Raw genomic sequence first — 24,318 nt, forward strand, 5'->3', positions numbered from 1 at the left:
AGTCAGACGGGCATTACGGTGGGACACGAAGGCCTCCGTGCGGTGAAGATTCGACACCTCCACCACACACGGAGGCCTTCGCCATGATCAAGACCTGTGAGTGTCAACAACGCTCATGAGCAATACACCTAGTGCTGTGACCGGAAAGGCTCACCGGCTCGCGTCCGCGTCCCCCTGACGCGGCCGACCGCCCGTGGTGGCGCTCGCGCGCACGGTCCCCAGGGCCTGCGGCCCCGGGGCCACGACGTCGCGGGCCGGTCGGGGACGCATCGTCGGACACGGGCGGCGAACGGCGACCCCGCCACCGGCGACCCCGGCCGCCCGGAGCGGCGGTTCGCGGGCCTCCGGGGTCTCGAGTCCTCCGGTCCTCCGGCCCCTCCGTCCTCACCGGCTCGCAGGAGCGGACGTGCGGGGCGGAGAGCCGGAGGCCCGTGCCCGGGGTGGTTCCCCTACAGCGTGGCGAGGGCGGCGACGAGCCGGTCGGTCGTGGCGCGGTCGCGGACCGCGATCCGCAGCCACTCCCCGCCCAGCCCCGGGAACGTGTCGCCTCTGCGCACCGCGAACCCGCGGTCCCGCAACCGCTCCCGCACACCGGCCGCGTCGGGGTGCCAGACGAGCAGGAACGGGCCCTCCGCGGGCTCGACCGGCGCCAGGCGACGATCCGACGGCAGCGCGGCCAGCCGGGCCGCCAGGTAGGCGCGGTCGTCCGCGAAACGTTTCGCCGCCGCTTCGGCCTCCTGCAGCGCCTCCGGCGCGCAGCAGGCCTCTGCCGCGGCCAGCGCGGGGGTGGAGACCGCCCACAGCGGCTGGTGCCGTGCCAGCCGGCGTACGTCTTCCGGGCCGGCGAGCACGTATCCCACCCGCAGCCCGGCCAGGCCCCAGGTCTTGGTCAGGCTCCGGAGGACGACCAGCCGTCCCGGCAGTCGGCCCACCAGCGGCGCCAGCGACTCGCGTTCGCCCGGCACCGCGTCCATGAACGCCTCGTCGACGACCAGCGTGCGGCCGGGCCGGGCGAGTTCCTCCAGCACGCCGGCCGGGTGCAGGACCGAGGTCGGGTTGACGGGGTTGCCGACCACCACCAGGTCCGCGTCCGCGGGCACGTCCCCCGCACGGAGCCGGAAACCGTCCTCCGGCCGCAGCAGCACGCGGGCGACGGGGCGGCCGGCGTCCCGCAGCGCGGACTCGGGCTCGGTGAACTGCGGGTGCACCACGACCGGCCGACGACCCGCCAGCCCCCGCGCCACCAGCACGAAAGCCTCCGCCGCGCCCGCGGTCAGCAGGACGCACTCGATCGGCAGCCCGTGCCGCGCCGCCACCGCGCGCCGGGCCGCCCGTCCGTCCGGATAGGCCGCCAGCCCGTCCAGCGAGGCGGCGATCCGGGCCCGCAGCCACTCCGGCGGGGTCCCCGCCCGGACGTTGACCGCGAGGTCGGTCAGGGCCGCGCCCTCGTCACGGGTCTCCGCGTCGCCGTGGTGCCGCAGGTCCGGTTCGTGGGCCCGGCCCTGCGGGGGCGGTCGGTCGCCAGGGACCGGACGGTCCGGACCGTCAGTGGGCCTCGGCATGCCCGGAGTTCCGCTCCGAGGTGTCCGCCTCCGCCGAGCGGCGCCGGCGGGGCACCCGTGCGCCGCAGCTGCCGCACTGCGCCTCCGGTGCCGCCGTGACCGCCTCCCGGTAGCGCTCCTCCACCAGTCCGGCGAGCCCGGCCAGTCCGGCGGGTGTTCCGCCGGAGCCGATCACGTCGGCGCTCACCACCGTGGTCTCGGGGTGCACCGCGGCCCAGCCCTCGGTCTGGAGCCGGATGCGCGTGGGCTGCGCGCCGGGGAAGAGGAAGTACGGCAGCACCACGATGCGCTGCGCGCCCAGCGCGCGGCAGCGGTCCAGGCCGGACGCCACGTCGGGTGCCGCGTGCGACACGAACGCCGTTTCCACGCCGCCGTACCCGCGGCCCTCCCACAGCAGCCGTGCCGCGCGGTGCACCTCGGCGTTGGCCGCCGGATCGGCAGCACCGGCGCCGACCAGCAGCACCGTCGTGGCGGCACGGTCCGCGGGCGTGCGCGCCGAACCTCCCAGAGCCTCGTCGAGCCGCTGCTCCAGCACGTCCAGCAAAGCCGGTTCGGGCCCGAGAGGGCGTGCGCAGAGGTACGACGCCCCGTCGCGCAGCTCCTCCTCGCGGGCCAGCGCCGCCGCCAGGGCGCGGTCGGACTCGCCGGCCGGGGCCAGCGTGAGCGGCAGAGCAACCACCCGCGTGGCGCCCGCCTCCGCCAGGTCGGTGACCACCCCGTCGAGCGGCGGCGGCGACTGTTCCCCGAAACCGCCGGCGACGGGGAACTCCGGGTTGCGGGCGGCCAGTTCGGACAGCAGCGAACGGAAGGCGTCGGCACCGTCGTCGTCCTGGGGGCCATGGCCGACCAGGAGTAGTGCGGGCGGGGTTGTCACGGGTGCTCCTCGGGTGTCGCGGACTCGGTGCGCTGCTGGTGAGACGTTACTCACCGCCCTGGAGGGTTCGTCGCCCAGGGCCGTCCGGATGGGTACCGCCTCACCGCGGAACCGCCCGGGTCCCGCCCGCGGGCGTCACCGCCGGACGCGGCCGTACGCCGCGGGCCCGCCCGGCGGCCGGGCCACGGCGACCGTGACCCGGGCGGGCCCGCCCCGGCCGCCGCCCGAAGCAGCCGCCGCGGTGCGTTTCGTCACCAGCAGCCGTGCCCCCTCGCCCGAGGCCAGCAGCGCCGCCGCCTCGGCGACCGACGGCGTGCCCACCGCCTCCCGGACCACCCGGGAGGGGTGCGGCACGTGGACGGCGGCGAGGGCGCCCGCCGGATAGGCCCGGAGCGGCACCCCGAGCCGCCGCGCGGCGGCGAGCAGCCCGGGCTCGCCGGCCCGTACGTCCACGGTGGCCAGGGCGGCGACGGCCACCGGCCCATCCGCGGACGCCTCCCGCAGCGCCCGGGTGACCGCCTCCCACACCTCCTCCGGCGTCGCCCCCCGCCGGGCGCCGACGCCGACGGTCACCCGGCCCACGGACGTGGCGCGGTGGGTCACCACCGCGCGCACCGCTCGGCGAACCGGCGGGCCAGTTCCGGCGTCCCGGCCCAGTGCACGTGCAGGTAGGAGGCGTGCACGTGCCCCTGGACGAAACCCTCGGTGCGGCGGGCCTGTTCGGCGGGCCGCACCAGTCCCCAGGCGGGGGTGGGCCCCGCTCCGGGGGCGAGGGCGGTGCGATGGAACTCGTGCGCCCGCACCCGGGCCCCGGCCGCGGCCAGCGCGCTGTCCCCGAGCGCCACCGCTTCGCGGTAGCCGAGCGTCAGCCGGCCGGTCATCTCCGCCGACGCGTCCAGTACGCCGCACATCGGGCGGCCGTCCAGTTCGCGCGCCAGGTAGAGCAGCCCGGCGCACTCGGCGGCCACCGGCCCGCGGAACGCCGCGACGGCGTGACGGAGCGGCGTGTTGGCGGCCAGGTCGGCGGCGTGCATCTCGGGGAAGCCGCCGCCGATCACCAGACCGCGCGTGCCGGGCGGCAGCGCCTCGTCGCGCAGCGGGTCGAAGACGACCACCTCCGCGCCCGCCGCGTGCAGCAGTTCGGCGTGCTCGGTGTAGGAGAACGTGAAGGCCGGGCCTCCGGCGACCGCCACCACCGGGCGCGTGCCGTCGGCCACCGGATCCGGGCCGCCCGTACCCGGGCCGTGGGGCCCCACCGCGGCCGTCCCCACCGCGGCGGCCGCGTCCCACGGGGCGGCGTCCAGCGGGGGCGCACTGCGTGCCAGCGCCAGCAGGCCCTCCAGATCGCAGCCGAGCCGCACCCGTTCGGCGAGTGCGGCCACCGACTGCACCGCGTCGGCCCGGCGTTCGGCGACGGGCACCAGGCCGAGGTGCCGGCTCGGGGTGCCCACCGCCTCCGAACGGCGCAGCGCCCCCAGCACCGGCACCCCCGCGTGGTCCAGCGCCTCCCGCAGCAGCCGCTCGTGCCGGTCGGAGGCCACCCGGTTCAGCACCACGCCGCCGATCCGCACCTGCGGGTCCCACGACGCGAAGCCGTGCACCAGCGCCGCCACCGACCGGGACTGCGAGGAGGCGTCCACCACCAGGACGACCGGTGCCCGCAGCAGCTTGGCCACCTGTGCCGTGGACGCCAGCTCGCCCTGCCCGGACGCTCCGTCGTACAGGCCCATCACGCCCTCCACGACGGCGAGATCGGCGTCCGCCGCGCCGTGGGCGAAGAGCGGTCCGACGAGATCGGTGCCGCACAGGTAGGCGTCCAGGTTGCGTCCGGGCCGCCCGGTGGCGAGACCGTGGTAGCCGGGGTCGATGTAGTCGGGACCGACCTTGTGCGGGGAGACCTTCAGCCCCCGCTCCCGGAAGGCGGCCATCAGCCCGGTGGCGAACGTCGTCTTGCCGGCACCGGAGGAGGGCGCCGCGACGACCAGGCGCGGTACCCCAATCATGCCCTCACCACTCGATGCCCTTCTGGCCCTTCTGCCCGGCGTCCATCGGGTGTTTCACCTTCGTCATCTCGGTGACCAGGTCCGCCGCGTCCAGCAGCGCCTGCGGCGCGTTCCGGCCGGTGATCACCACGTGCTGGAAGCCGGGCCGGTCCCGCAGCACCTCGACCACCTCGGCGGTGTCCACCCAGCCCCAGTGCAGGGGGTAGGCGAACTCGTCCAGGACGTACAGCCGGTAGGTCTCCGCCGCCAGGTCGCGCCGTACCTGCTCCCAGCCCTCCCGGGCGGCGTCCTCGTTGCTCAGCGAGGTGTCCCGCCGGATCCACGACCAGCCCTCGCCCATCTTGTGCCAGTCGACCGTGCCGCCCTCGCCGGAGCCGCCCAGCACCCGCAGCGCCCGCTCCTCGCCGACCTTCCACTTGGCCGACTTCACGAACTGGAACACCCCGATCGGCCACCCCTGGTTCCAGCCGCGCAGCGCCATGCCGAACGCGGCCGTCGACTTCCCCTTGCCGGTTCCGGTGTGCACCGCCAGCAGCGGCCGGTTGCGCCGCTGGCGGGTGGTCAGTCCGTCGTCCGGAACGACGTCGGGCTGTCCCTTCGGCATTACGCGGCCCTCCTCGGAGTCGGAACGGTTCCCGCCGTGTCGCGCAGCGAGCGCACCAGACCGGTGACGGCGTCGGCCCGCAGGTCGTCGAGCGTGACGGCCTCCGCGCCCAGAGCCGCGGCCAGTTCGGCGGCCAGACCGAGCCGGACGGGGCCCGCCTCGCAGTCCAGGACGACCGACGCGGTGCCCTCCGCCGCCAGCAGTCCGGCCGCGTGCTGCGCGCGTCGGACGGGCTCGGGCCCCCCGGTGGCACGGCCGTCGGTCACGGCGACCAGCAGCGGGCGGCGCGCCGGGTCGCGCAGCCGCTCCACCCGCAGCACCTCGCGCGCCGTGAGCAGCCCGGCGGCCAGCGGCGTACGCCCGCCGGTGGGCAGCGACTCCAGCCGCGCGGCGGCCGCGTCCACCGACGACGTCGGCGGCAGCGCGACCTCGGCGCCGGCGCGGCGGAAGGTGATCAGGCCGACCTTGTCCCGCCGCTGGTAGGCATCCAGCAGCAGGGACAGCACGGCGCCCTTGACCGCGCTCATCCGCTTCCGTGCGGCCATCGAACCGGAGGCGTCCACCAGGAAGAGCACGAGGTTCGACTCGCGGCCCTCGCGTACGGCTTCGCGCAGGTCCTCGCGGCGCAGCAGCAGCCCCGGACCGCTGCGGCCCCGCGTCCGCTGGTGCGGTGCGGCGGCCCGCACGGTGGCGGACAGGTGCAGAGCCGACAGGGCGCCCCGCGGGGGGCGCGCACCGGAGGTGCGGCCGTGCGCGGTCCGTGCCCGCGAGCGGCGCCCGGCCGCGCCCTCGCCGAGACCCGGCACCGTCAGGACCCGGGTGCGGAACGGCTCGGAGGCGCGTGCGGGCGGGCGTTCGCCCGCCGGAGCGCCGGACTGCGGCCGGGGCGCCTGCTGTTCGGACGACGGCTGTTGTCCGGAAGCCTCCTGGTCGGGCGACGCGTCCTGGTGCGCGGGCGCGTCCGGCGTGTTCTCCGCGCGCTGCTCCGGTACGCCCGGCTCGTCCGTACCGTCCCGGCGCGGCCGTCCGCCGTCGTCCGGGCCGTCGTCGCCGGAGCCGTCGTCCGGTCCGCCCGGGTCCGGCTCGGGGTCGGGATCGCCGTCCGGCCCGTCGTCGTCCCCGTGCTCCCGCAGCGTCTCGTCCAGCTTCTCCTCGTCCAGGCCGGGCGCGTCGAACGGGTTGCGCCGGCGCCGGTGCGGAAGCGCCAGCAGTGCCGCCTGCCGTACGTCCTCGGCCCGTACGTCGGTGCGGCCGTCCCACGCGGCCAGCGCGGCTGCGGTACGCGCCATCACGATGTCGGCGCGCATGCCGTCGACCTCGAACGCGGCGCAGGTCGCCGCGATCCGGCGCAGCGCCGCGTCGTCCAGCGTCACCGCGGGCAGCAGGGACCGGGCGGCGGCGATCCGGTCGCGCAGCGTCTCCTCCTCGTCGGCCCAGCGCGTGCCGAAGCCGTCCGGGTCCGCGTCGTAGGCGAGGCGGCGCCGGACCACCTCGACCCGTTCCTCCGTCTCGCGGGACGCCGCCACCTCGACGGTCAGCCCGAAACGGTCCAGCAGCTGGGGACGCAGCTCGCCCTCCTCCGGGTTCATCGTCCCGACCAGCAGGAACCGCGACGCGTGCCGCACCGACACGCCCTCACGCTCGACGTGCACCACGCCCATCGCGGCCGCGTCGAGGAGCGAGTCGACGAGGAAGTCCTGGAGCAGGTTCACCTCGTCGACGTACAGCACGCCGCGGTGCGCCTTCGCCAGCAGCCCCGGTTCGAAGGCCCGCACGCCCTCCGCCAGGGCGCGTTCGATGTCGAGGGCGCCGATCAGCCGGTCCTCGGAGGTGCCGACGGGCAGCTCCACCAGGGCGGCGGCGCGGTGCTCGGCGGCCGCGCCGCCGTGCGGCCCGTCGGGGCAGCGCGGGTCGGGCGCCTGCGGGTCGCAGCCGAACCGGCAGCCGGAGACGACGTCCTGCTGCGGCAGCAGCGCCGCCACGGCCCGGACGGCGGTGGACTTCGCGGTGCCCTTCTCGCCGCGGACCAGCACGCCGCCGATGGCCGGGTTCACGGCGTTGAGGAGCAGCCCGAGTTGCAGGTCCGGCATCCCCACGATCGCGGTGAACGGATAAGGGGTGGTCACGCTGTGATCCTCCTGCGAGTGGTGGTCGTGGTCGGCGGCCGGCTGCGGCTCACGGCGCGCCCGGCGGGACGAACGGCAGCCCGCCCGGCGGGCCCTCCTCGATCAGCCGCAGCAGTGCGCCGGTGTCGGCGTGTTCCTCGATCAGGTCCCCCAGCCGGTCGAGTTGCTCCTCACGCAGCCGCGCGAAGGCGGTGTCGGGAGCCGGGACGAAGGCCCGGCCGGCGTCGGAGGCGACGCGACGCAGGAAGGCCCGGCGGAAGGCGTCGGACTCCAGGGCGCCGTGCCAGTGCGTGCCCCACACCGGGCCGACCCGGCAGCCGTCCAGGGGGCGGCCGCCGGTGACGTCGGTGACGAACGGCTCGCCGCCGCGCACGTCGGCGACGCCGTGGTGGATCTCGTATCCCTCGACCGGTTCGCCCAGTGCGGTTCCGGCCGGGCGGGCGAGCGTCTTCCTGGGGGCGAACCGCACCCGCACCGGAAGCAGTCCCAGGCCCTTCACGACGCCCGCACGCGACTCGACGTGGTCCTCGATGCGCTCGCCGAGCACCTGGTAGCCGCCGCAGAGGCCGAGCACCGGCCGGTCCTCGGCCGCACGCCGGGCGAGGGCGTCGGCCAGCCCTCGTGCGCGCAGCCACTCCAGCGCCTTCACGCTGCCGCGGGTACCGGGCACCACCACCAGGTCGGCGTCGGCCAGTTCCTCCGGCCGGTCGCAGAAGCGGACCACCACGCCGGGCTCGGCGGCGAGGGCGTCCACGTCGGTGAAGTTGGACATCAGCGGGACCGGCAGCACGGCGACCCGCAGCACGTCCGCGCCGTGCGGCGGCGCCGTCGACGCCTCCCGCACGGTGCCGCGCAGCGAGAGGCGCAGCCCGTCCTCCTCGTCGATGCCCAGGCCGTGCCGGTGCGGGAGCACGCCCAGCGACGGGCGGCCGGTGAGCCGGTGCAGCATCTCCAGCCCCGGCTGCAGCAGCGTCACGTCGCCGCGGAACTTGTTGACCAGGTAGCCGCACACCAGCGCCTGGTCCTCGGGGGACAGCAGCGCGGTCGTGCCGAAGAACGAGGCGAAGACCCCGCCGCGGTCGATGTCGCCGACGACCACCACGGGGAGGCGCGCCGCCCGCGCGAGGCCCATGTTGACGATGTCGTTGCGCCGCAGGTTGATCTCGGCGGGGCTGCCCGCGCCTTCGCAGATCACGGCGTCGTGGGTGGCGCGCAGCTCCTCCAGGCACCCGGCGACCGTCTCCAGCAGCTTCCGCTGCCTGTCCTCGTGGTAGCCGCGGGCGCTCAGTTCGCCCACCGGCCTGCCCATAAGGACGACCTGACTGGTGCGGTCGCCGCCCGGTTTGAGCAGCACCGGGTTCATCGCCGCGCTGGGCTCCACCCGGGCGGCGGCCGCCTGCATGGCCTGCGCCCGGCCGATCTCCGCGCCCTCCCGGGTGACGAAGGAGTTCAGCGACATGTTCTGCGCCTTGAACGGCGCGACCTTCAGTCCCTTGCGGGCCAGCCAGCGGCAGACCCCGGCCGTGACCACGCTCTTCCCGGCGTCCGAGGTCGTCCCCGCGACCAGCAGACCGCCGCCCCGCCGCACCGCGTTCACCGCCGCCTTCCCTTCCGCGCGGCCACGACCCTCACGGCCGTCGTCGTCACCAGCGCCAGCACGCCGACGCGGCGGGAGAGCCGCACCGCGCGCTCCACGTCCTCCGTACGGACCGGCCGGCCACCGGCGTTGAGCACCGGCCGGTGCTCGACCCGCCCCGCGTACGCCAGCGTCCCGCCCAGCCGTACGCCCAGCGCCCCGGCGAACGCGGCCTCCACCGGACCCGCGTTGGGGCTGGGGTGACGGGCGGCGTCCGCACGCCAGGCCCGCAGCGCGCCGTTCGGGTCGGATCCGGCGAGTGCGGCCAGCGTGGCCGTCAGCCGGGCTCCCGGCCAGCCCGCCAGGTCGTCCAGCCGCGCCGACGCCCAGCCGAAACGCAGCAGCCTGGGGGAGCGGTGGCCCAGCATCGCGTCCAGGGTGTTCACCGCGCGGAACGCCACCAGGCCCGGCACGCCGGCGACCGCTCCCCACACCAGCGCGCCCACCACGGCGTCGGAGGTGTTCTCCGCCACCGACTCGACGACCGCCCGCGCGACGCCGTCGGCGTCCAGCGCCTCCGGGTCCCGCCCGCACAGGTGCGGCAGCCGCCGCCGCGCCGCCGGAACGTCGCCCGCGGCGAGTGCGGCGCCGATCGCCCGCGCCTCGCGGATCAGGGAGGTCCCGCCGAGCACCGTCCAGCCGGCGACCGCGGCCAGCACCACCGAGGGCAGCGGCGAACGCGCCCTCCCGGCGGCCGCGTTCAGGCCCGCCGCGGCGACCGCCACGCCGCCGGCGCACACCACGGCGCACAACGCCCCGGCGCCGCGGTCGTCACGCCACAGGGCACGTTCGGCCCGGCTCACCGCGCGGCCGAAGGCCGCCACGGGGTGTCCGCGCCGGGGGTCGCCCAGCGCGAGGTCGGCGAGGAAGCCGAGCGTCACCCCGTACGCGTACGCACGCGGACGCGGCATCAGACGACGGGCTGTGGAGCCTCGCAGGAACACGACGAGGTGCGGGGTGGGGGAGGGGCGCAGAAGCCACGCATGGCGGAGTCCTCACTCAGGGTCCTCGCCCTGGCTCGACGTGTCCGGCGGCGAGAGTCTCCTGGCTCCCGGATCGGCGCCTCCCCGGCCTTCCAGCCCGCTGGCGGGCCGTGGCGTGTGGTGAGGGGCGCTCCCCGGTGACAGTGGCGGGACCGCGCCGGATTCGCACCGGCTTCCTCTTCTGCCGCCGTTCGGCTGCCGGAAGTCCATCACGGCCCCCCACGACCGTCAACTCGCCCCCGACCTGCGGCGAAGCAGTGTGACCACCCCCACGCAGCGCCCCCCCGCGTCCCGCCCGGCGCGCCCCGGGTACGCGCGAGGGGTGGGTACGGCCCGCAGGCCGTACCCACCCCTGGGTGCGCGGGGGTTCAGGCGCCGATCAGGTAGATGCCGTACGCCACGGCGGCCGCGCAGACCGCGTAGCAGAGGTATGCGCCGGTGCGGGCGAGTACGGAGGCGCTGCCGCCGTCCTTGCGCGGTGCGGAGCCCACGATGCCCAGGGTGAACACGCCGACCAGCGCGACGGAAGCCAGCAGGCTGACGCCGAACACGTTGATCAGGGCGGACCAGTGGATGTCCATGGTGAGTGCTTCGCTTCCTTCGGGTGGGGCGCGTCAGGCGCCGGAGACGGAGGCCTTGGTGCGGGCGTGCTCGGACTCCTCGTCCTGCGCGCCGTGCTGCTCGGGGACCGTGCCGGCCGGCGGCGGGGCGACGGCGCTCATCGCGGCGGCCACCACGCCCGCGTCCTGTGCGTCGGAGCGGGATCCCGGGGCGGAGTCCTCCGGCATGTCGTTGACGTTGGTGTGGTCGACCGGCTGCCGGCGCGAGGCCAGCCAGATGGCGCCGTTGACCAGTACGCCGAGGACGGCGACCACGGTCACGCCGACGTTGCCGCGCTCGGCCAGCAGCGCCGCGCCGCCCGCGACCAGACCCGCGGCCGGGACGGTGATGCCCCAGGCGGCCAGCATCCGGCCCGCCGTGCCCCAGCGGACGGTGCCGCCCTTGCGCCCCATCCCCGCGCCCATCACGGCGCCGGAGCAGGTGTGCGTGGTGGACAGCGAGAAGCCCAGGTGGGAGGAGGCCAGGATGGTGACCGCGGCGCTCGTCTGCGCCGAGAAGCCCTGCGGCGGGTGGATGTCGGTGAGGCCCTTGCCGAGAGTGCGGATGATCCGCCAGCCGCCGAGGTAGGTGCCCAGCGCGATGGCGACACCGGCCGAGACGACCACCCACATGGGCGGGCCCGCGTCCGGCGCCAGCGCGCCGCCCGCGATCAGGGCGAGGGTGATGACGCCCATCGTCTTCTGCGCGTCGTTGGTGCCGTGCGCCAGGGAGACCAGCGCGGCGGAGGTGATCTGGCCGGCCCGGTAGCCCTTGCCGGCCTGCTCCTCGCTCACGTTGCGGGTGAGCCGGTAGGTCAGGCGTGTGGCGCCCCAGGCGGCGAGGCCGGCGACCAGCGGGGCGGCCAGCGCGGGGATCAGCACCTTGGTGACGACGACGTCGCCGTTGACCGCGCCGATGCCCATCGAGGCGACGGCGGCACCGAGCAGACCGCCCATCAGGGCGTGCGAGGAGCTGGAGGGGAGGCCGGCCAGCCAGGTCAGCATGTTCCAGGTGATCGCACCGACCAACGCTGCGAGGATCACTTCAGGCTGGATACCGGCGCCTTCGTCGATCAGTCCCTTGGAGATCGTCTTGGCCACCTCGACGGAGATGAACGCTCCGGCGAGGTTGAGAACGGCCGACATCGCCACCGCAGCCTTGGGCTTCATCGCCCCGGTGGAGATGGTGGTGGCCATGGCGTTGGCCGTGTCGTGGAAGCCGTTCGTAAAGTCGAACACCAAGGCCGTGACGATCACGATCCCGATGAGAAGCGTGATGTGTTCCATTCACCCAGGCAATCAGTTCGAAGGTCAGTGACCCGGTGAACGTAAGGATGGTGGGTGAACGGAAGGTGAACTGGGGCGGGCATCGGAGTGTCGCACCCGGAGGGTGTTGGTGTGGGACCCGTCACAGGCCGAACGGGAGGGACCGCCGCATGGTCGAGTCGCCCGGTGGTACAGGAAGAGACCGGAGGTGCCGATGCACAGCGAGACGAGCGGGGAGATCCCGGTGACCTGGCGGGACGCGTGGGAAGAGGTGGTGGGGGCGGCGCGCCGAACGGTCGCCGACGGGCTGGTCGTCGGCACCTCCGGGAACGTCTCCACCCGGGTGGGGGACGTCGTCCTCGTCACCCCCACCGGGGTGCCGTACGACCGTCTGGGACCCGATGACCTGTGCGCGGTCGACCTGAAGGGTGAACGCGTCGCGGGCACCCTTCGTCCTACGAGTGAACTGCCCATGCATCTGGCGGTCTACCGCACCACCGACGCCACCGCCGTGGTGCACACCCACGCCGTGCACGCCACCGCCGTCTCCACGCTGGTCGACGAACTCCCCACGATCCACTACATGACCGCCGCGCTCGGCGGTCCCGTGCGCGTCGCCCCCTACGCCACCTACGGCAGCGACGCCCTCGCCGGCCACCTGCTGGAGGCACTCGAGGACCGCAGCGGCGCACTCCTCCGCAACCACGGCACGCTCACCCACGGCGCCACCATGGACCAGGCCTACGACCGGACCGCGCAACTGGAGTGGATGTGCCGGGTCTGGCTGGCCGCGGCCTCCGTGCCCGGCCGCACGCCCACCCTGCTGCCCCGGGAGGAGATCGACCGGGTCGCCGACCGGCTGCGCGGCTACGGCCAGCGGCCCCCGGCCGGATGACCCGCGCCGCGGCCGGCCGCACGACCGGTCTCCCGGTACCGTCCCGGCGCCCCTCCACCGGCGGCCTTCGGCTGCCGTCCGGTGGCCGGAAGGAGGCGCTACGGCGGACACTCGAGGTGATGCGCACTCCCACGGCGGCGGCCCTGGCCGCCGGCACCGTCCTGGGTACCTGCGCGGCCGCGGTGGCGGCCGGCCGGTACGCGGCCGGGCGCGCCCTGCGTCCCGCCCGCGCCGACGGGGCCGCCGTCCCGCCGGGTTTCGGGGAACCCCTCACGGTCCACGCCCGCCTCGCCGCCCGCCCCGAACGGGTCGCGCTCACCCGCTCGCTCACCGCGGAACTCCCCGGCACCTACGGCCTCACCGGCCGGGGCGTGCGCGCCGTGGTCGGCCACACCATGCGGGAGGCCACGCACGCCGCGCCCGCGGACACCGTCGTACGCCGTCTCCTGGGCGTCACCCGCGGCACGCTGACCACCGGGGCCACCGTCCGGCTCACGCCCGTCGTCCACAGCGGCGACCCGGGCGGCGCGCTGGACCTGCCGTACACCGACACGGAGATCGCCTCCGAGCTCGGCCCTCTGCCCGCATGGGCGGTGCCCGGCGACCGCGGCGTGTGGGTCGTCGCCGCACACGGGCTCGGCACCACCCGGGAACAGGCGATGAACGTCCTCCCCGCGCTCGCGCGGCTCCGCCTGCCCGTTCTCGTCCCGGCCCACCGCGGGGACCCCGGCGCGCCGCGGAACCCCGACGGCGTCGGACACCTGGGCGCGAGCGAGTGGCGCGACCTGGACGCCGCCGTCCGCCACGCCCTCGACCAGGGCGCCTCCCGCGTCATCCTGTACGGCTGGTCCACCGGCGCGACCATGGCGCTGCACGTCGCCGCGGAGTCCGCCGTACGCGACCGCGTCTGCGGACTCGTGCTGGACTCGCCGGTCCTCGACCCGGCCGCCACCCTGCGTGCGCTCGCCGCCGCACGCGGCGTCCCACGTCCCCTGCTGCCGCTGGCGGTGCGGGCCGCCGAGGGCCGCGCCGGGGTGCGGCCGGAACCGCCGGCCGTCGCGGCGTCGCCCGAGCGGCTCGAGGTGCCGGTGCTGATCGCGCACGGACCGGGCGACGAGGTCGCTCCCTGGGGCGCCTCCCGGGCGCTCGCCGACAGCCGGCCCGACCTGATCACCCTGCACGTCGTCGGGCGGGCGCAGCACGCCGCGATGTGGAACGCCGACCGCGACGGCTACGAGGAGGCCCTCACCCGCTTCCTCATGCCTCTCCTCTGAGGCCCTTCGAGGTGGCTGTCGACGCGAAGCCCGGCCACGGGTGACGGAGCGCGTCCCCGCTTGCCCTCCGCGCCGGAACCGGCGCGGAGGGCAAGCGGGGGCAGACGGGAGCCGCCCGGCGAAGCCGCGAGGGCCTGCGCCGTTTGGGTTTTTCCGCTCTCACCGTGAAGACTGCTCCCGTGACGTCCCGTACACCGCGAGACACCCGCCTGCGCCTCGTCCCCCGACGGCCCATCGCCGCCGCACGCCGCACCGTGAGCGAGACGCGCGGCCGCGCCTGGCCGGCCCGCGGCTCCTCCGCCCCGCGGCCGCCCGCCGGCACTCCCTCCCCGGGGGTACTCGCCCGGCACGCCCGGGACTGCCTGCGCGGCGCCGTGAACATGGCCCGCTGGGCGGCGGACGAACCGCCCACGGCCGGTGTCCCCACCACCGAGGCCTTCGCACGCGCGGCCGCCGCCCTCCAGGTCGATCCCGCACGGGCCCGCGCCGACTGGGACCGGGCCCGGCTCGCCGGGCTGGTCGAGCTGCACGGCGACACCGCCCGCCCCGGCTGGCGCCTGACCGCATGGGACCGCGACGACAGCGCGGTGCTGCGCGGCTGGGTCGCCCTGTTCGACGCCTGGTCGCTCGCCCGCCCCGCCCCGGCCGACTCGGCCGACCCGGTGCTGACCGGCGAGGTCGTGGTGTCGATGCCGCAGGTGCTGTCCCTGCTGCACCTCTCGGCCGGACCGGTCACGCTGCCCGCGCTCCTCGACCACCTCACCCGGTGCATCACCGAGCTGCGCGCCGAGCGACCGGACCACGACGCCGGGGCCGAACCCGTCGACGGCACCCTGCCCACGCTGCTGGACTGGGCCCTCGACGCCCTCGCCTCAGTCGGGGCGCTCACCCGGTGCCGTGACGAGGAGCACACCGATTCGGCCGTGCTCACCCCGTTGGGCAACTGGGCGGTGTGGACCAAGCTCGAGCAGATCTGCGTGGCCGCGCAGAGCCCGGCCGGCAACATCGAGCAGTCCGCCCCCGACATGCTGCGCGGCTGCGCCCGGCTCACACCGGGCCCCGCGCGCTCCGAGTACCGCGCCTGGCTGGCCGCCCGCCCGGTCGGAACCGCCGTCTCCGGACTGCTGGAAGCCGCCCGCGGTGAGGACGCCCTGATCCGGGCGCTCGCCTTCGAGGCGCTCCGCGTCGTGGGCGCGCCCGCCGAGCCCGACGTACGCGCGGCCGCCGAGGAGCCCGGCCTGCGCCCGTACGCGCTGCTGTGGCTCGCCGAGCAGGAGGGCGCCGACCCGGAGGAGCTGGCCGGCGGTGCGCCGGGCGTGCTCACCCGCGAGGAGGCGACCTGGCTGTGGGTGGACACCGCCGCCGCGGTCACCGACCACGGCGAGGCGCGGCTGCTCGTCGACCACCTGGACACCGCCGTGCAGGGGACGGTGCCGGAACTGATCGACGAGGTACGGGCCGTGGGTCATCCCCGCACCGTCCAGGTGCTGGTGGCGCTGGCCGCCGCGCATCCGGACGCCGCGCTGGCCAAGGCCGTACGCCGCGCCGCGTTCCAGGTCCACACCGGAGGCGGGTGACGCGCGTAGCGCAGCAGTGCCGGCCGTACTGGGAGCCGTGTGCGGCGCCCCGGAAACCGGGTTGCGCCGCGCCGGTACACTGACCGGCATGGCTTACCTCCTTGTGCATTAGCGGCCGTGCGCCCGGGCCAAGGGCCCGTCTCCGCGGGACCACGCCGGTCTCCGCCGGGACCGGCCGGCCCCCTCGACCCGCACGCTCGTCCGTCTTCCCCGCCTTGGAGCACCTCCGTGATCACCGCCTCCGGACTCGAGCTGCGCGCCGGCGCCCGGGTCCTCATCGACTCCGCCTCCTTCCGCATCGCCAAGGGCGACCGCATCGGCCTGGTCGGCCGCAACGGAGCCGGCAAGACCACCCTCACCAAGTGCCTGGCCGGGGAAGGCGTTCCCACCGCCGGAACGATCTCCCGTTCGGGTGAGGTCGGCTACCTTCCGCAGGACCCGCGCACCGGCGACCTGGAGGTGCTGGCCCGCGACCGCATCCTCTCCGCCCGCGGCCTGGACACCGTGATCCGGCGCATGCGCGAGAACGAGGACCGGATGGCGAACGGCAAGGGCGCCACCCGTGAACGGGCCATGAAGAAGTACGAGCGGCTGGAGACCGAGTTCCTCACCAAGGGCGGGTACGCCGCCGAGGCGGAGGCCGCCACCATCGCCGCCAGCCTCGGGCTGCCCGACCGCGTGCTCGGCCAGCCGCTGCACACCCTCTCCGGCGGTCAGCGCCGCCGTGTCGAACTGGCCCGCATCCTCTTCTCGGACGCCGACACGCTCCTCCTCGACGAGCCCACCAACCACCTGGACGCCGACTCGGTGGTCTGGCTGCGGGACTTCCTCAAGACCTACCGCGGCGGCCTGGTGGTCATCTCCCACGACATCAACCTCGTGGAGACCGTCGTCAACAAGGTCTTCTACCTGGACGCCAACCGCTCCCAGATCGACCTGTACAACATGGGCTGGAAGCAGTACCTCGCCCAGCGGGAGGCCGACGAGAAGCGCCGCAAGCGGGAGCGGGCCAACGCCGAGAAGAAGGCCACCGCGCTCAACTCGCAGGCCGACAAGATGCGTGCCAAGGCCACCAAGGCCGTCGCCGCGCAGAACATGGCGCGCCGGGCGGAGAAGCTCATGGCGGGTCTGGAGGCCGAACGGCGGGCCGACAAGGTCGCCAAACTGCGCTTCCCCGACCCGGCTCCCTGCGGGAAGACGCCGCTGATGGCGGAGGGCCTGTCCAAGTCCTACGGCTCGCTGGAGATCTTCACCGACGTCGACCTCGCCATCGACCGCGGTTCCCGCGTGGTCATCCTCGGCCTCAACGGCGCCGGAAAGACCACGCTCCTGCGGCTGCTGGCCGGTGTGGAGGTTCCCGACACCGGACGCGTCACGCCCGGTCACGGCCTCAAGCTCGGCTACTACGCCCAGGAGCACGAGACGCTCGACCCGGACCGTACGGTGCTGGAGAACATGCGGTCCTCCGCGCCCGACATGGACCTGGTCGACATCCGGAAGACCCTCGGGTCGTTCCTGTTCTCCGGTGACGACGTGGACAAGCCGGCCGGCGTGCTCTCCGGCGGGGAGAAGACCCGGCTGGCGCTGGCCACCCTCGTCGTCTCCTCGGCCAACGTGCTGCTGCTCGACGAGCCCACCAACAACCTGGACCCCGCCAGCCGCGAGGAGATCCTCGGCGCGCTGAAGACGTTCACCGGCGCCGTCGTGCTGGTCACCCACGACGAGGGCGCCGTGGACGCCCTCGCCCCGGAGCGGATCATCCTGCTCCCGGACGGCGTGGAGGACCTGTGGGGCGACGACTACGCGGACCTCGTCGCGCTCGCCTGACCGCCCCCGGCCGGGCTCGTGGATCACCTGCTGGATCATTCGGCCTACGCGTGATCCTTCATCTGGGTGAGAGTGGCTGGTACCCCGGCGCGGCGCCTCCCCGTCCGCCCCGGAGCCTGCAGCCCGCACCGGGGGCGGGCGCAGGAATCCCGCCATCGCGCCGCTGACCTGCACCTCCGTCATCCCGCCGGGTGTGCGCCGGTACCGGGCACGTGCCCGTGGCCAGAGCATTCGGCGCGTGCGCCGACCCGCCGCAGGCACGGGATTGCACGGGCTTTGCCGAATGGGTGGCCAGAAGTGTGTGGAGGGGTGATCATGGGAGTCACAGAGCGCACTTCCCCTGAGGAGGCACGGGTGGCCGAGACTCTGAAGAAGGGCAGCCGGGTGACCGGCGCTGCACGCGAGAAGCTCGCGGCAGACCTCAAGAAGAAGTACGACTCCGGTGCGAGCATCAGGGCGCTGGCCGAGGAGACCGGCCGTTCCTACGGGTTCGTCCACCGGATGCTCAGCGAGTCCGGCGTTGCCCTGCGTGGGCGTGGCGGTGCGACCCGCGGAAAGAAGGCAGCCTCGTCCTGACCTGGGTACCGGGTCGTCGCCGCCGGTGGTTACTCTTCGGTATGTCTGACCGCCGAGAGTGGCCACCGGAGGAGCACCGATGACCGAGACCCTGCTGGACAAGGACGGCGTGCGGCTCACCGTGGAGGGTGACACCGCCACGGTCACGCTCGCCGTGCCCGCCAAGCGGAACGCGCAGTCGCCCGCCATGTGGCGGATGCTGACCGAGGCCGGCCGGGTTCTTCCCGGCACCGTGCGTGTGGTCGTGCTGCGCGCCGAAGGGCCCTCCTTCTCCGCCGGCCTGGACCGCCAGGCCTTCACGCCCGAGGGCTTCGACGGCGAGCCGTCCTTCCTGGACCTCGCCCGGGGCACGGACGACGAGGTCGACGCGGTCATCGGCGCGTACCAGGCCGCGTTCACCTGGTGGCGTCGCAGCGACGTGCTCACCATCGCCGCCGTGCAGGGGCACGCCGTCGGCGCCGGCTTCCAGCTCGCCCTCGCGTGCGACCTGCGCGTCTGCGCGGACGACGTGCAGTTCGCCATGCGCGAGACCAGCCTCGGGCTGGTCCCGGACCTGGCCGGTACCAAACCCCTCGTCGGCCTGGTCGGCTACGCCCGCGCCCTGGAGATCTGCGCCACCGGGAGGTTCGTGCACGCCGCCGAGGCGGAGCGTACGGGCCTGGCGAACCTCGTCGTTCCCGCCGCCGAGCTGGACGGAGCGGTCGCCGACCTCGCCGCGGCCCTCCTCGCGGCGCCGCGCGACGCCGTCGTGGAGACCAAGGCGCTGCTCGCCGGCGCCGCAGCCCGCAGCCACGAGGAACAGCAGACCGCCGAACGTGCGGCCCAGACGCGCCGCCTTCGGGACCTGGCCGGTCTCGCGGACTGACCCCCCGGTCCGTTCGCCGCACGGCCCGGTGCACGCGACCGGTTGACTCTCCGTCACCCTTTCGGCGCGCGGTGCGGGCCCCCGCCCCGCCCGGCGCCTAACGTGGGCGGCGGAGCGGCAGACCGCGCCGCCGTCTCGAATGGGGTGAAGACGATGACCGACATGGAATCCCGCAAGGGCACGGAGACGCGAGCGGCGTCCCCGAGCGCCGGCACGCAGAAGACCTTCGGCCCGGGGGCGTCCTCCGGCGACCGCGGCCGCACCACCATCGCCGACGGGGTGGTGGAGAAGATCGCCGGTCTGGCCGCCCGCGACGTCGTGGGCGTGCACGCCATGGGCAGCGGCTTCGCCCGGACTTTCGGCGCCGTCCGCGACCGGGTGCCCGGCGGCACCCGGTCGGCGTCCGTCAGCCGTGGAGTCAAGGCCGAGGTGGGAGAGGTGCAGACGGCCCTCGACCTGGAGATCGTGGTGGAGTACGGTTTCGCGATCCTGGAGGTCGCGGACTCGGTGCGGTCCAACGTCATCAACGCCGTCGAGCGGATGACCGGCCTGGAGGTCGTGGAGGTCAACATCGCCGTCAGCGACGTCAAGCTGCCCGACGAGGAGGACGGCGACGAAGAGGAGCCGGGCCGCTCCCGTGTCCAGTGACGGTTCCGGCGCGGGTGAACGGAGGAACGCACGATGAGCATGGCCGTGGTCGGCCTGATCGCGGGGATGGCACTGGGCTTCGCCGGGTACTTCGGCGGCTTCGGCGCCTTCCTGCTGGTGGCGGCGCTGGGCGCGATCGGCTGGGTGGCCGGCCGGTTCCTCGACGGCGACCTGGACGCGGGGGAGTTCTTCCGGGGCCGTGACGGCGGACGGCGCGGGCCGCGGTGACCCGGCCCCAGCAGCCGGCGGAACGGGTCGTTCCGCCCACCGAACGCGGCGCCACCCGCATCGCCGACCGGGCGGTGGCCAAGGTCGCCGCGCAAGCTGCCAGGGAGGCGCTCCGCGCCGGCCCGGACGCGGCGACGCTTCCCGTCGGCGGCGGCACCGTGCCCCGGTCCGGCGTCGACGTGCGCGGCGACGTCGCCCGGGTACGGCTCTCCGTCGAGCTGGGATATCCCTCCGACATCGGCGCGCAGTGCGGAGCGGTGCGTCGTCAGGTCACGGCGCGGGTAGGGGAACTGACCGGAATGCAGGTGTCGGACGTGACCGTACGGGTGGACCGGCTGCACTCGGCACACCTGCGCGGCGACGGCCTCGGGAGGGTCCGGTGAGCGACGACCAGTCGGGCGGCGGCGAGCGCGGCGCCCCCGGCGCCCCCGGCGGCCCCGACGACTCCGGCGCGGACGGCCCCGCGGGCGGGGTGGGCGACACCCGGCCGCTCACGCTGAGGAAGGACGCCTCCGGTGCCGCACCGGCCCCCGGCGGGGGACCCGGCGCGGGCGATCTCGAACAGGACTCCTCCTCCGCCGCCTACACCCCCGGTCCCGACGACGGCGGCCGGGCGGGCCGCCTGTGGGCCACCCGCCGCCTCCCCGCGGCGCTCGCCGCCGCGGTGCTGCTCGCGGCGGCGGCGCTGCTGCTGTACGACGTGGTGGCCGTGCGCCTGGACCGGCCCGGCATGGCATGGCGCCGGGAGCTCGCCGACGAGCTGGCCACCCGCCCGATCGACGACGTGTGGGTGCGCGTCGGCGCGGTGGCGGCCGTCGTGCTCGGGCTGTGGCTGCTGGCCGGGGCGCTCACCCCGGGGCTGCGGGGCCTGCTGCCGATGCGACGCGAGCACGCCGACGTCCGCGCCGCGCTGGAGCGGAGCGCCGCCGCGCTGGTGCTGCGGGACCGTGCCATGGAGGTGTCCGGCGTCCAGGCCGCCCGGGTGAAGGTCGGCAGGCGCCGGGTGCGGGCCCACGCACAGGCCCACTTCCGCGAACTCGACGAGGTACGCGCCGAACTGGACTCCGCGCTGGGAGAGGGCATCCGGGAGCTGGGGGTGGCGAGGAGACACCGGCTGTCGGTGCGTGTCCGGCGCCCGAAACGATGAGGGGCACCACCGGCGGCACGGCCGTCCGGGGAGGGGCCGAGGCGAGGAGAGAGGGAGGGCGATGCTCCGCACGGTCAACCGGGTCCTGCTGACCCTGGCCGGCCTGCTGCTGCTCGTGCTGGGCCTGGCGGTCCTGGCCGGCGGCTTCGACCTGCAACGGCGCTGGGGCTACGACCTGGGCTCCGGGTGGCCGTGGAACGGCCCCGGCGACGTCCTGCTGACCGACGCCGACCGCACCCGCTTCCGCGACGACGGCTGGTGGTGGCCGGTGGTGATCGCAGGTCTCGCCGTCCTGGTGCTGCTCCTGCTGTGGTGGGTCCTGGCCCAGTTGCGGCGTCGCAGGCTGGGGGAGGTGCTGGTGGAGAGCGGTGACGGCGAGGGGGCGCTGCTCCGCGGCCGCGCCCTGGCCGACGTGCTGGCGGCCGAGGCCGAGTCGCTGGCGGGCGTCGACCGGGTGCGGGTGAGGCTGCTGGGGCGCCGCACCCGGCCGAGCGCCCGGGTCAACCTGCGCCTGGAGCCGCACGGCAGACCCGCGGCCACCGTCGAACGGCTGCGGGCCGAGGCGCTGGAGCACGCCCGCACCTCCGCGGGCCTGGACGCCCTGCCGGCGGAGGTCAGGCTGCGCGGCCGGCGTCACCGCGCCGAACGCGTCACCTGATCCGCGCTGCGCGCCCGGTCACCTGTACGGCCGAGTCCCCGCACGGCCGTCGCCCGTGCGTCCCCCGCCGCCGGGCGGGGCCGAGGGAGACGCGCGCGGACGGCGCTCACAGGCCGCGGCGCGCGCCCCCGTCCACCGGCACCACCACGCCGTTCACGTAGGAGGCGGCGGGGGAGAGCAGGAACGCCGCCGCCCGGCCGAACTCCTCCGGCGTGCCGTACCGGCGCAGCGGCACCTTCTCCTCGCTGCGCCGCCGGGACGCCTCCGGGTCGCCGCTGAGCGCGTCGAGTTCCCGCACCCGGTCGGTGTCGACACGGCCCGGAGCGAGACTCACCACCCGCACGCCGCGCGGGCCCACCTCGTCGGCCAGCGTCTTCGCGAAGCCTGCCAGGCCCGGACGCAGTCCGTTGGAGACGGTGAGGCCGGGAATGGGCTCGTGGACGGAGCCGGACAGGACGAAACCGACGACTCCGCCCTCGCCGAGTGCCGCGGCGGCGGTGCGGGCCAGCCGCACCGCGCCGAGGAACACCGAGTCGAACGCGGCCTGCCACTGCTCGTCGGTGATCGCCTCCGCCGGACCGGCGGGTGGGCCGCCGACACTGACGAGCATGCCGTCGAAGCGGCCGAACCGGGCCCGGGCGGTCTCGATCAGCCGGCCGGGGGTCGCCGGGTCGGCGTTGTCCGCCGCCACCGGGGCGGCGGACTCGGCACCGAGCCGGGCCGCCGCCTCGGCGGCGGCCTCCTCGGTCCGGCCGGTCACCACGACCTTCGCCCCCTCGGCGACGAGCTGCTGCGCCGAGGCGAAGCCCAGGCCACGGGTGGCGCCGGTGACGACGTATACGCGGTCCTTCAAGCCAAGATCCATGCCCGCAGTCTGCCCTATGCGGTGCCAGGTGCCAGGTGCCAGGTGCCGGCGTCCGTCCCGTGCCCGGGCTTCCGCTGGCGCGCCCGCCGGACGACCGCGCTGGAGGGGCTCGGGGCGTCAGCCGGCGGCAGCGCCCGCCGGAGCCGGTGCCCGTGCGGCGTCGTCGGCCTCCGTGCGGGCCCGGGCGCGGTCGCGCAGCTCGCGCCGCACGAGGACGCCCCACCCCACCGGGACGCCCGCGGCGAACAGCCACCACTGCACGGCGTAGGCCATGTGCGGCCCGATGCTGTCGTGCTCCGGGTCGGGCAGCCGTTCCGGGTGTTCCCGCGGTTCCGGCGAAGACGCCGTGAGCTGGACGTAGCCGCCGAGTACGGGCCGGTCCAGCGCCTCGGCCCGCTGGTCGCTGTCGATCAGCATGACCTGGCGGTCCGGCAGGCCCGGCTTGTCCTTGATGCCGCTGGCCTCCGTGGTCTCGCTCGCCATGATCCGGCCGGTGACCGAGACCTCGCCGCGCGGTGCCGCCGGCACGTCGGGGAATTTCGTCAGGTCGCCGCCCGCCGGGATCCAGCCCCGGTTGACCAGCAGTACCGTGCCGTCGTCGCGCGCCAGCGGCGTGAGGACGAAGTAGCCGATGGACTGGCCGTCGGAGGCGGTGCGCTGCCGGACGACCACTTCGTGGTCGGTGTCGTAGCGGCCGGTCGCCTCGACGCTGCGGAACCAGTCGTCGCGGTCCGGTTCCCCGCCCGCCGCGGTGAGCTTCGTGACCGGCACGGCGGGCGCGGCCAGGCTCCGCGCGATCAGCTCGTTGTGCGCCACTCTCGCCTCGTGCCGGTGCAGCTGCCAGAAGCCCAGCTCGATCATCGCCGGAACGAGCGCCAGGGCGAGCAGCGTGAGGATCACCCACTGCCGGGACAGCAGGAAGCGGAGGCGGTACACAACCCCCGACGGTACCGGGCGCGGGTCAGCCCGCCGGGGACGGGGGTACCCCCCGCCCCGCGGGGCCGGGGGGCGGGTCCTGGGCGGGCGCGACGTCGCGGAGCAGGTGGGTGAACGCGGCCTCGTCGATCACCGGAGTGCCGAAGGTACGGGCCCGGGCGACCTTCGAGGTGACGGAGTGCGGGTCGTTGCTGACCACCAGACTGGTCCGGCGGGAGACGCTGGTCGCGATGTGCAGGCCGGCTTCGATCGCACGGTCCTCCAGCAGCTCGCGGTCGACGGAGGTGTCGCCGGAGAGCGCCACCCGCATGCCCTGCCGCAGCGGGCCGCCCTGCTCCCACCGCCCCGGGTTGGGATAGGGGCACGGCGGGCGCTTCCGCGACGGCCGCCGGCCGAAGCCGTACGGGCGGGAGCGGGGCGCGGAGCCGTAGCGGTCCGCGGCGGGCTCCGGGGGCAGCTCCGTGAGCGGTACGCAGGCCAGCAGCGGCAGGCGGACGCCGTGCCGGGCGGCGCGGTGGAGGCTCGGGCGGAACGCCTCTGCCAGCACCCGGGCGTCGTCCAGCGCGTGGTGGGCGCGCTGCTGCACCACGCCGTAGTGCGCTGCGAGCGACTCCAGCTTGTGGTTGGGCAGCGGCAGCGCCAGCTCCTTGGCGAGCGCGATGGTGCACAGCCGGTGCCGGACGGGCAGGTCGTGCGCGGTACGGGCGTACTCGCGGGCGATCATGGACCAGTCGAAGACGGCGTTGTGCGCCACCAGGACGCGGCCCTCCAGCCGATCCGCGAGGTCCGCCGCGACCTCCTCGAACAGCGGTGCGTCGGCGAGGACTTCGGCGGTCAGGCCGTGGATCCAGGTGGGGCCGGGGTCGCGCTGCGGGTTGACCTGCGTGTACCAGTGGTCCTCCACGTCGCCGCGCGAGTCCAGCCGGTAGACGGCGGCGGAGACGATCCGGTCGTCGCGGCGCAGGCCGGTGGTCTCGACGTCCACCACCGCATACCCCTCGGGGTAGTTCGAGGGCCAGCAGGCGTCGCCGGATAGGGCGGCGCGGTGGGCGGGAGCGGACTGAGCGGGGATGTACAGGGCCCCCGCCTCCTCGTCCGGACGTGCCGTCTGGTCTTCGAGCATGGTCACAGAGGATACGGGCCGCGACTGACAGTTCCACGACCGCGCC

24 protein-coding genes and 1 riboswitch are annotated in these 24,318 nt (G+C 75.4%); of the genes, 11 read left to right on the forward strand and 13 right to left on the reverse strand.

Going from position 1 to position 24,318, the window contains the following annotated elements; genetic code table 11:
• Positions 1-449: 449 nt before the first annotated feature.
• The 10 genes from cobC to RM572_RS23230 form a co-directional block, all read right to left on the reverse strand.
• The gene (gene cobC, locus RM572_RS23185) at positions 450-1,562 is read right to left on the reverse strand and encodes an Rv2231c family pyridoxal phosphate-dependent protein CobC (RefSeq protein ID WP_311675356.1); all 1,113 of its coding nucleotides are present in this window, start codon (positions 1,560-1,562) and stop codon (positions 450-452) included.
• The gene (locus RM572_RS23190; RefSeq protein WP_311675357.1) at positions 1,546-2,436 is read right to left on the reverse strand and encodes a sirohydrochlorin chelatase; all 891 of its coding nucleotides are present in this window, start codon (positions 2,434-2,436) and stop codon (positions 1,546-1,548) included. Before RM572_RS23190 ends, cobC begins: the two co-directional genes overlap by 17 nt.
• 135 nt (positions 2,437-2,571) lie before the next feature.
• On the reverse strand, positions 2,572-3,042 hold the full coding sequence (locus RM572_RS23195) for a cobalamin biosynthesis protein (protein ID WP_311675358.1): 471 nt from the start codon (positions 3,040-3,042) through the stop codon (positions 2,572-2,574).
• Complete coding sequence (locus tag RM572_RS23200) at positions 3,036-4,439, reverse strand: cobyrinate a,c-diamide synthase (RefSeq protein ID WP_311675359.1); 1,404 nt, start codon at positions 4,437-4,439, stop codon at positions 3,036-3,038. Before RM572_RS23200 ends, RM572_RS23195 begins: the two co-directional genes overlap by 7 nt.
• A 4-nt stretch (positions 4,440-4,443) precedes the next feature.
• The gene (gene cobO, locus RM572_RS23205; protein WP_027762374.1) at positions 4,444-5,043 is read right to left on the reverse strand and encodes a cob(I)yrinic acid a,c-diamide adenosyltransferase; all 600 of its coding nucleotides are present in this window, start codon (positions 5,041-5,043) and stop codon (positions 4,444-4,446) included.
• Positions 5,043-7,169, reverse strand: coding sequence for a putative cobaltochelatase (locus RM572_RS23210; RefSeq protein WP_311675360.1), 2,127 nt, complete (start codon positions 7,167-7,169; stop codon positions 5,043-5,045). Before RM572_RS23210 ends, cobO begins: the two co-directional genes overlap by 1 nt.
• 49 nt (positions 7,170-7,218) lie before the next feature.
• Positions 7,219-8,766, reverse strand: a complete 1,548-nt coding sequence (locus tag RM572_RS23215; RefSeq protein ID WP_311675361.1) for a cobyric acid synthase — start codon at positions 8,764-8,766, stop codon at positions 7,219-7,221.
• Positions 8,763-9,716, reverse strand: a complete 954-nt coding sequence (locus tag RM572_RS23220; protein WP_311675362.1) for a cobalamin biosynthesis protein — start codon at positions 9,714-9,716, stop codon at positions 8,763-8,765. The genes RM572_RS23215 and RM572_RS23220 overlap by 4 nt, the downstream gene beginning before the upstream one ends.
• A 127-nt stretch (positions 9,717-9,843) precedes the next feature.
• A riboswitch (cobalamin riboswitch) is annotated at positions 9,844-9,966 on the reverse strand.
• 190 nt (positions 9,967-10,156) lie between these two features.
• Positions 10,157-10,369 (reverse strand): hypothetical protein, encoded by a 213-nt coding sequence (locus RM572_RS23225; protein ID WP_311675363.1) that lies wholly within the window; start codon positions 10,367-10,369, stop codon positions 10,157-10,159.
• A gap of 33 nt (positions 10,370-10,402) precedes the next feature.
• The gene (locus tag RM572_RS23230) at positions 10,403-11,674 is read right to left on the reverse strand and encodes an inorganic phosphate transporter (protein ID WP_311675364.1); all 1,272 of its coding nucleotides are present in this window, start codon (positions 11,672-11,674) and stop codon (positions 10,403-10,405) included.
• A 193-nt stretch (positions 11,675-11,867) separates the two neighbouring features.
• Between RM572_RS23230 and RM572_RS23235 the strand changes: the two genes are divergently transcribed.
• The 11 genes from RM572_RS23235 to amaP all read left to right on the forward strand — a co-directional run bounded on the left by RM572_RS23235 (position 11,868) and on the right by amaP (position 21,348).
• A complete protein-coding gene (locus tag RM572_RS23235) occupies positions 11,868-12,548 on the forward strand; it encodes a class II aldolase/adducin family protein (protein WP_136184736.1) in 681 nt (226 codons plus the stop codon).
• Between the two features lie 119 nt (positions 12,549-12,667).
• Positions 12,668-13,822 carry an alpha/beta hydrolase gene (locus RM572_RS23240; protein ID WP_311675365.1) on the forward strand — a complete coding sequence of 385 codons (1,155 nt, stop codon included), beginning with the start codon at positions 12,668-12,670 and terminating at the stop codon, positions 13,820-13,822.
• Between the two features lie 179 nt (positions 13,823-14,001).
• On the forward strand, positions 14,002-15,399 hold the full coding sequence (locus RM572_RS23245) for a hypothetical protein (protein WP_027762367.1): 1,398 nt from the start codon (positions 14,002-14,004) through the stop codon (positions 15,397-15,399).
• Between the two features lie 228 nt (positions 15,400-15,627).
• Entirely contained in the window at positions 15,628-17,226 is a 1,599-nt protein-coding gene (locus RM572_RS23250; RefSeq protein ID WP_311675366.1) for an ABC-F family ATP-binding cassette domain-containing protein, read from the forward strand.
• Positions 17,227-17,580: 354 nt separating this feature from the next.
• Complete coding sequence (locus RM572_RS23255; protein WP_023529120.1) at positions 17,581-17,802, forward strand: helix-turn-helix domain-containing protein; 222 nt, start codon at positions 17,581-17,583, stop codon at positions 17,800-17,802.
• A 79-nt stretch (positions 17,803-17,881) separates the two neighbouring features.
• The gene (locus RM572_RS23260) at positions 17,882-18,667 is read left to right on the forward strand and encodes an enoyl-CoA hydratase/isomerase family protein (protein WP_311675367.1); all 786 of its coding nucleotides are present in this window, start codon (positions 17,882-17,884) and stop codon (positions 18,665-18,667) included.
• A gap of 153 nt (positions 18,668-18,820) precedes the next feature.
• Complete coding sequence (locus RM572_RS23265; protein ID WP_136184741.1) at positions 18,821-19,315, forward strand: Asp23/Gls24 family envelope stress response protein; 495 nt, start codon at positions 18,821-18,823, stop codon at positions 19,313-19,315.
• A 33-nt stretch (positions 19,316-19,348) separates the two neighbouring features.
• Positions 19,349-19,543: a hypothetical protein gene (locus RM572_RS23270; protein WP_027762363.1), complete on the forward strand. Its 195-nt coding sequence runs from the start codon at positions 19,349-19,351 to the stop codon at positions 19,541-19,543.
• Entirely contained in the window at positions 19,540-19,926 is a 387-nt protein-coding gene (locus RM572_RS23275) for an Asp23/Gls24 family envelope stress response protein (RefSeq protein ID WP_311675368.1), read from the forward strand. Before RM572_RS23270 ends, RM572_RS23275 begins: the two co-directional genes overlap by 4 nt.
• Before the next feature lie 113 nt (positions 19,927-20,039).
• Positions 20,040-20,690 carry a DUF6286 domain-containing protein gene (locus RM572_RS23280; protein WP_311675421.1) on the forward strand — a complete coding sequence of 217 codons (651 nt, stop codon included), beginning with the start codon at positions 20,040-20,042 and terminating at the stop codon, positions 20,688-20,690.
• Positions 20,691-20,751: 61 nt separating this feature from the next.
• Positions 20,752-21,348: an alkaline shock response membrane anchor protein AmaP gene (gene amaP / locus RM572_RS23285; RefSeq protein WP_311675369.1), complete on the forward strand. Its 597-nt coding sequence runs from the start codon at positions 20,752-20,754 to the stop codon at positions 21,346-21,348.
• Between the two features lie 106 nt (positions 21,349-21,454).
• Here amaP and RM572_RS23290 read toward each other — a convergent pair whose 3' ends face one another.
• The 3 genes from RM572_RS23290 to RM572_RS23300 form a co-directional block, all read right to left on the reverse strand.
• Positions 21,455-22,213 (reverse strand): SDR family oxidoreductase, encoded by a 759-nt coding sequence (locus RM572_RS23290; protein ID WP_311675370.1) that lies wholly within the window; start codon positions 22,211-22,213, stop codon positions 21,455-21,457.
• 117 nt (positions 22,214-22,330) lie between these two features.
• Complete coding sequence (locus RM572_RS23295) at positions 22,331-23,149, reverse strand: SURF1 family cytochrome oxidase biogenesis protein (protein WP_311675371.1); 819 nt, start codon at positions 23,147-23,149, stop codon at positions 22,331-22,333.
• A gap of 25 nt (positions 23,150-23,174) precedes the next feature.
• Positions 23,175-24,272, reverse strand: a complete 1,098-nt coding sequence (locus RM572_RS23300; protein ID WP_311675372.1) for a DEDDh family exonuclease — start codon at positions 24,270-24,272, stop codon at positions 23,175-23,177.
• Positions 24,273-24,318 lie beyond the last annotated feature (46 nt).

The organism is Streptomyces hazeniae (assembly GCF_031845485.1).
GTDB classification, from domain to species: Bacteria; Actinomycetota; Actinomycetes; order Streptomycetales; family Streptomycetaceae; genus Streptomyces; species Streptomyces hazeniae.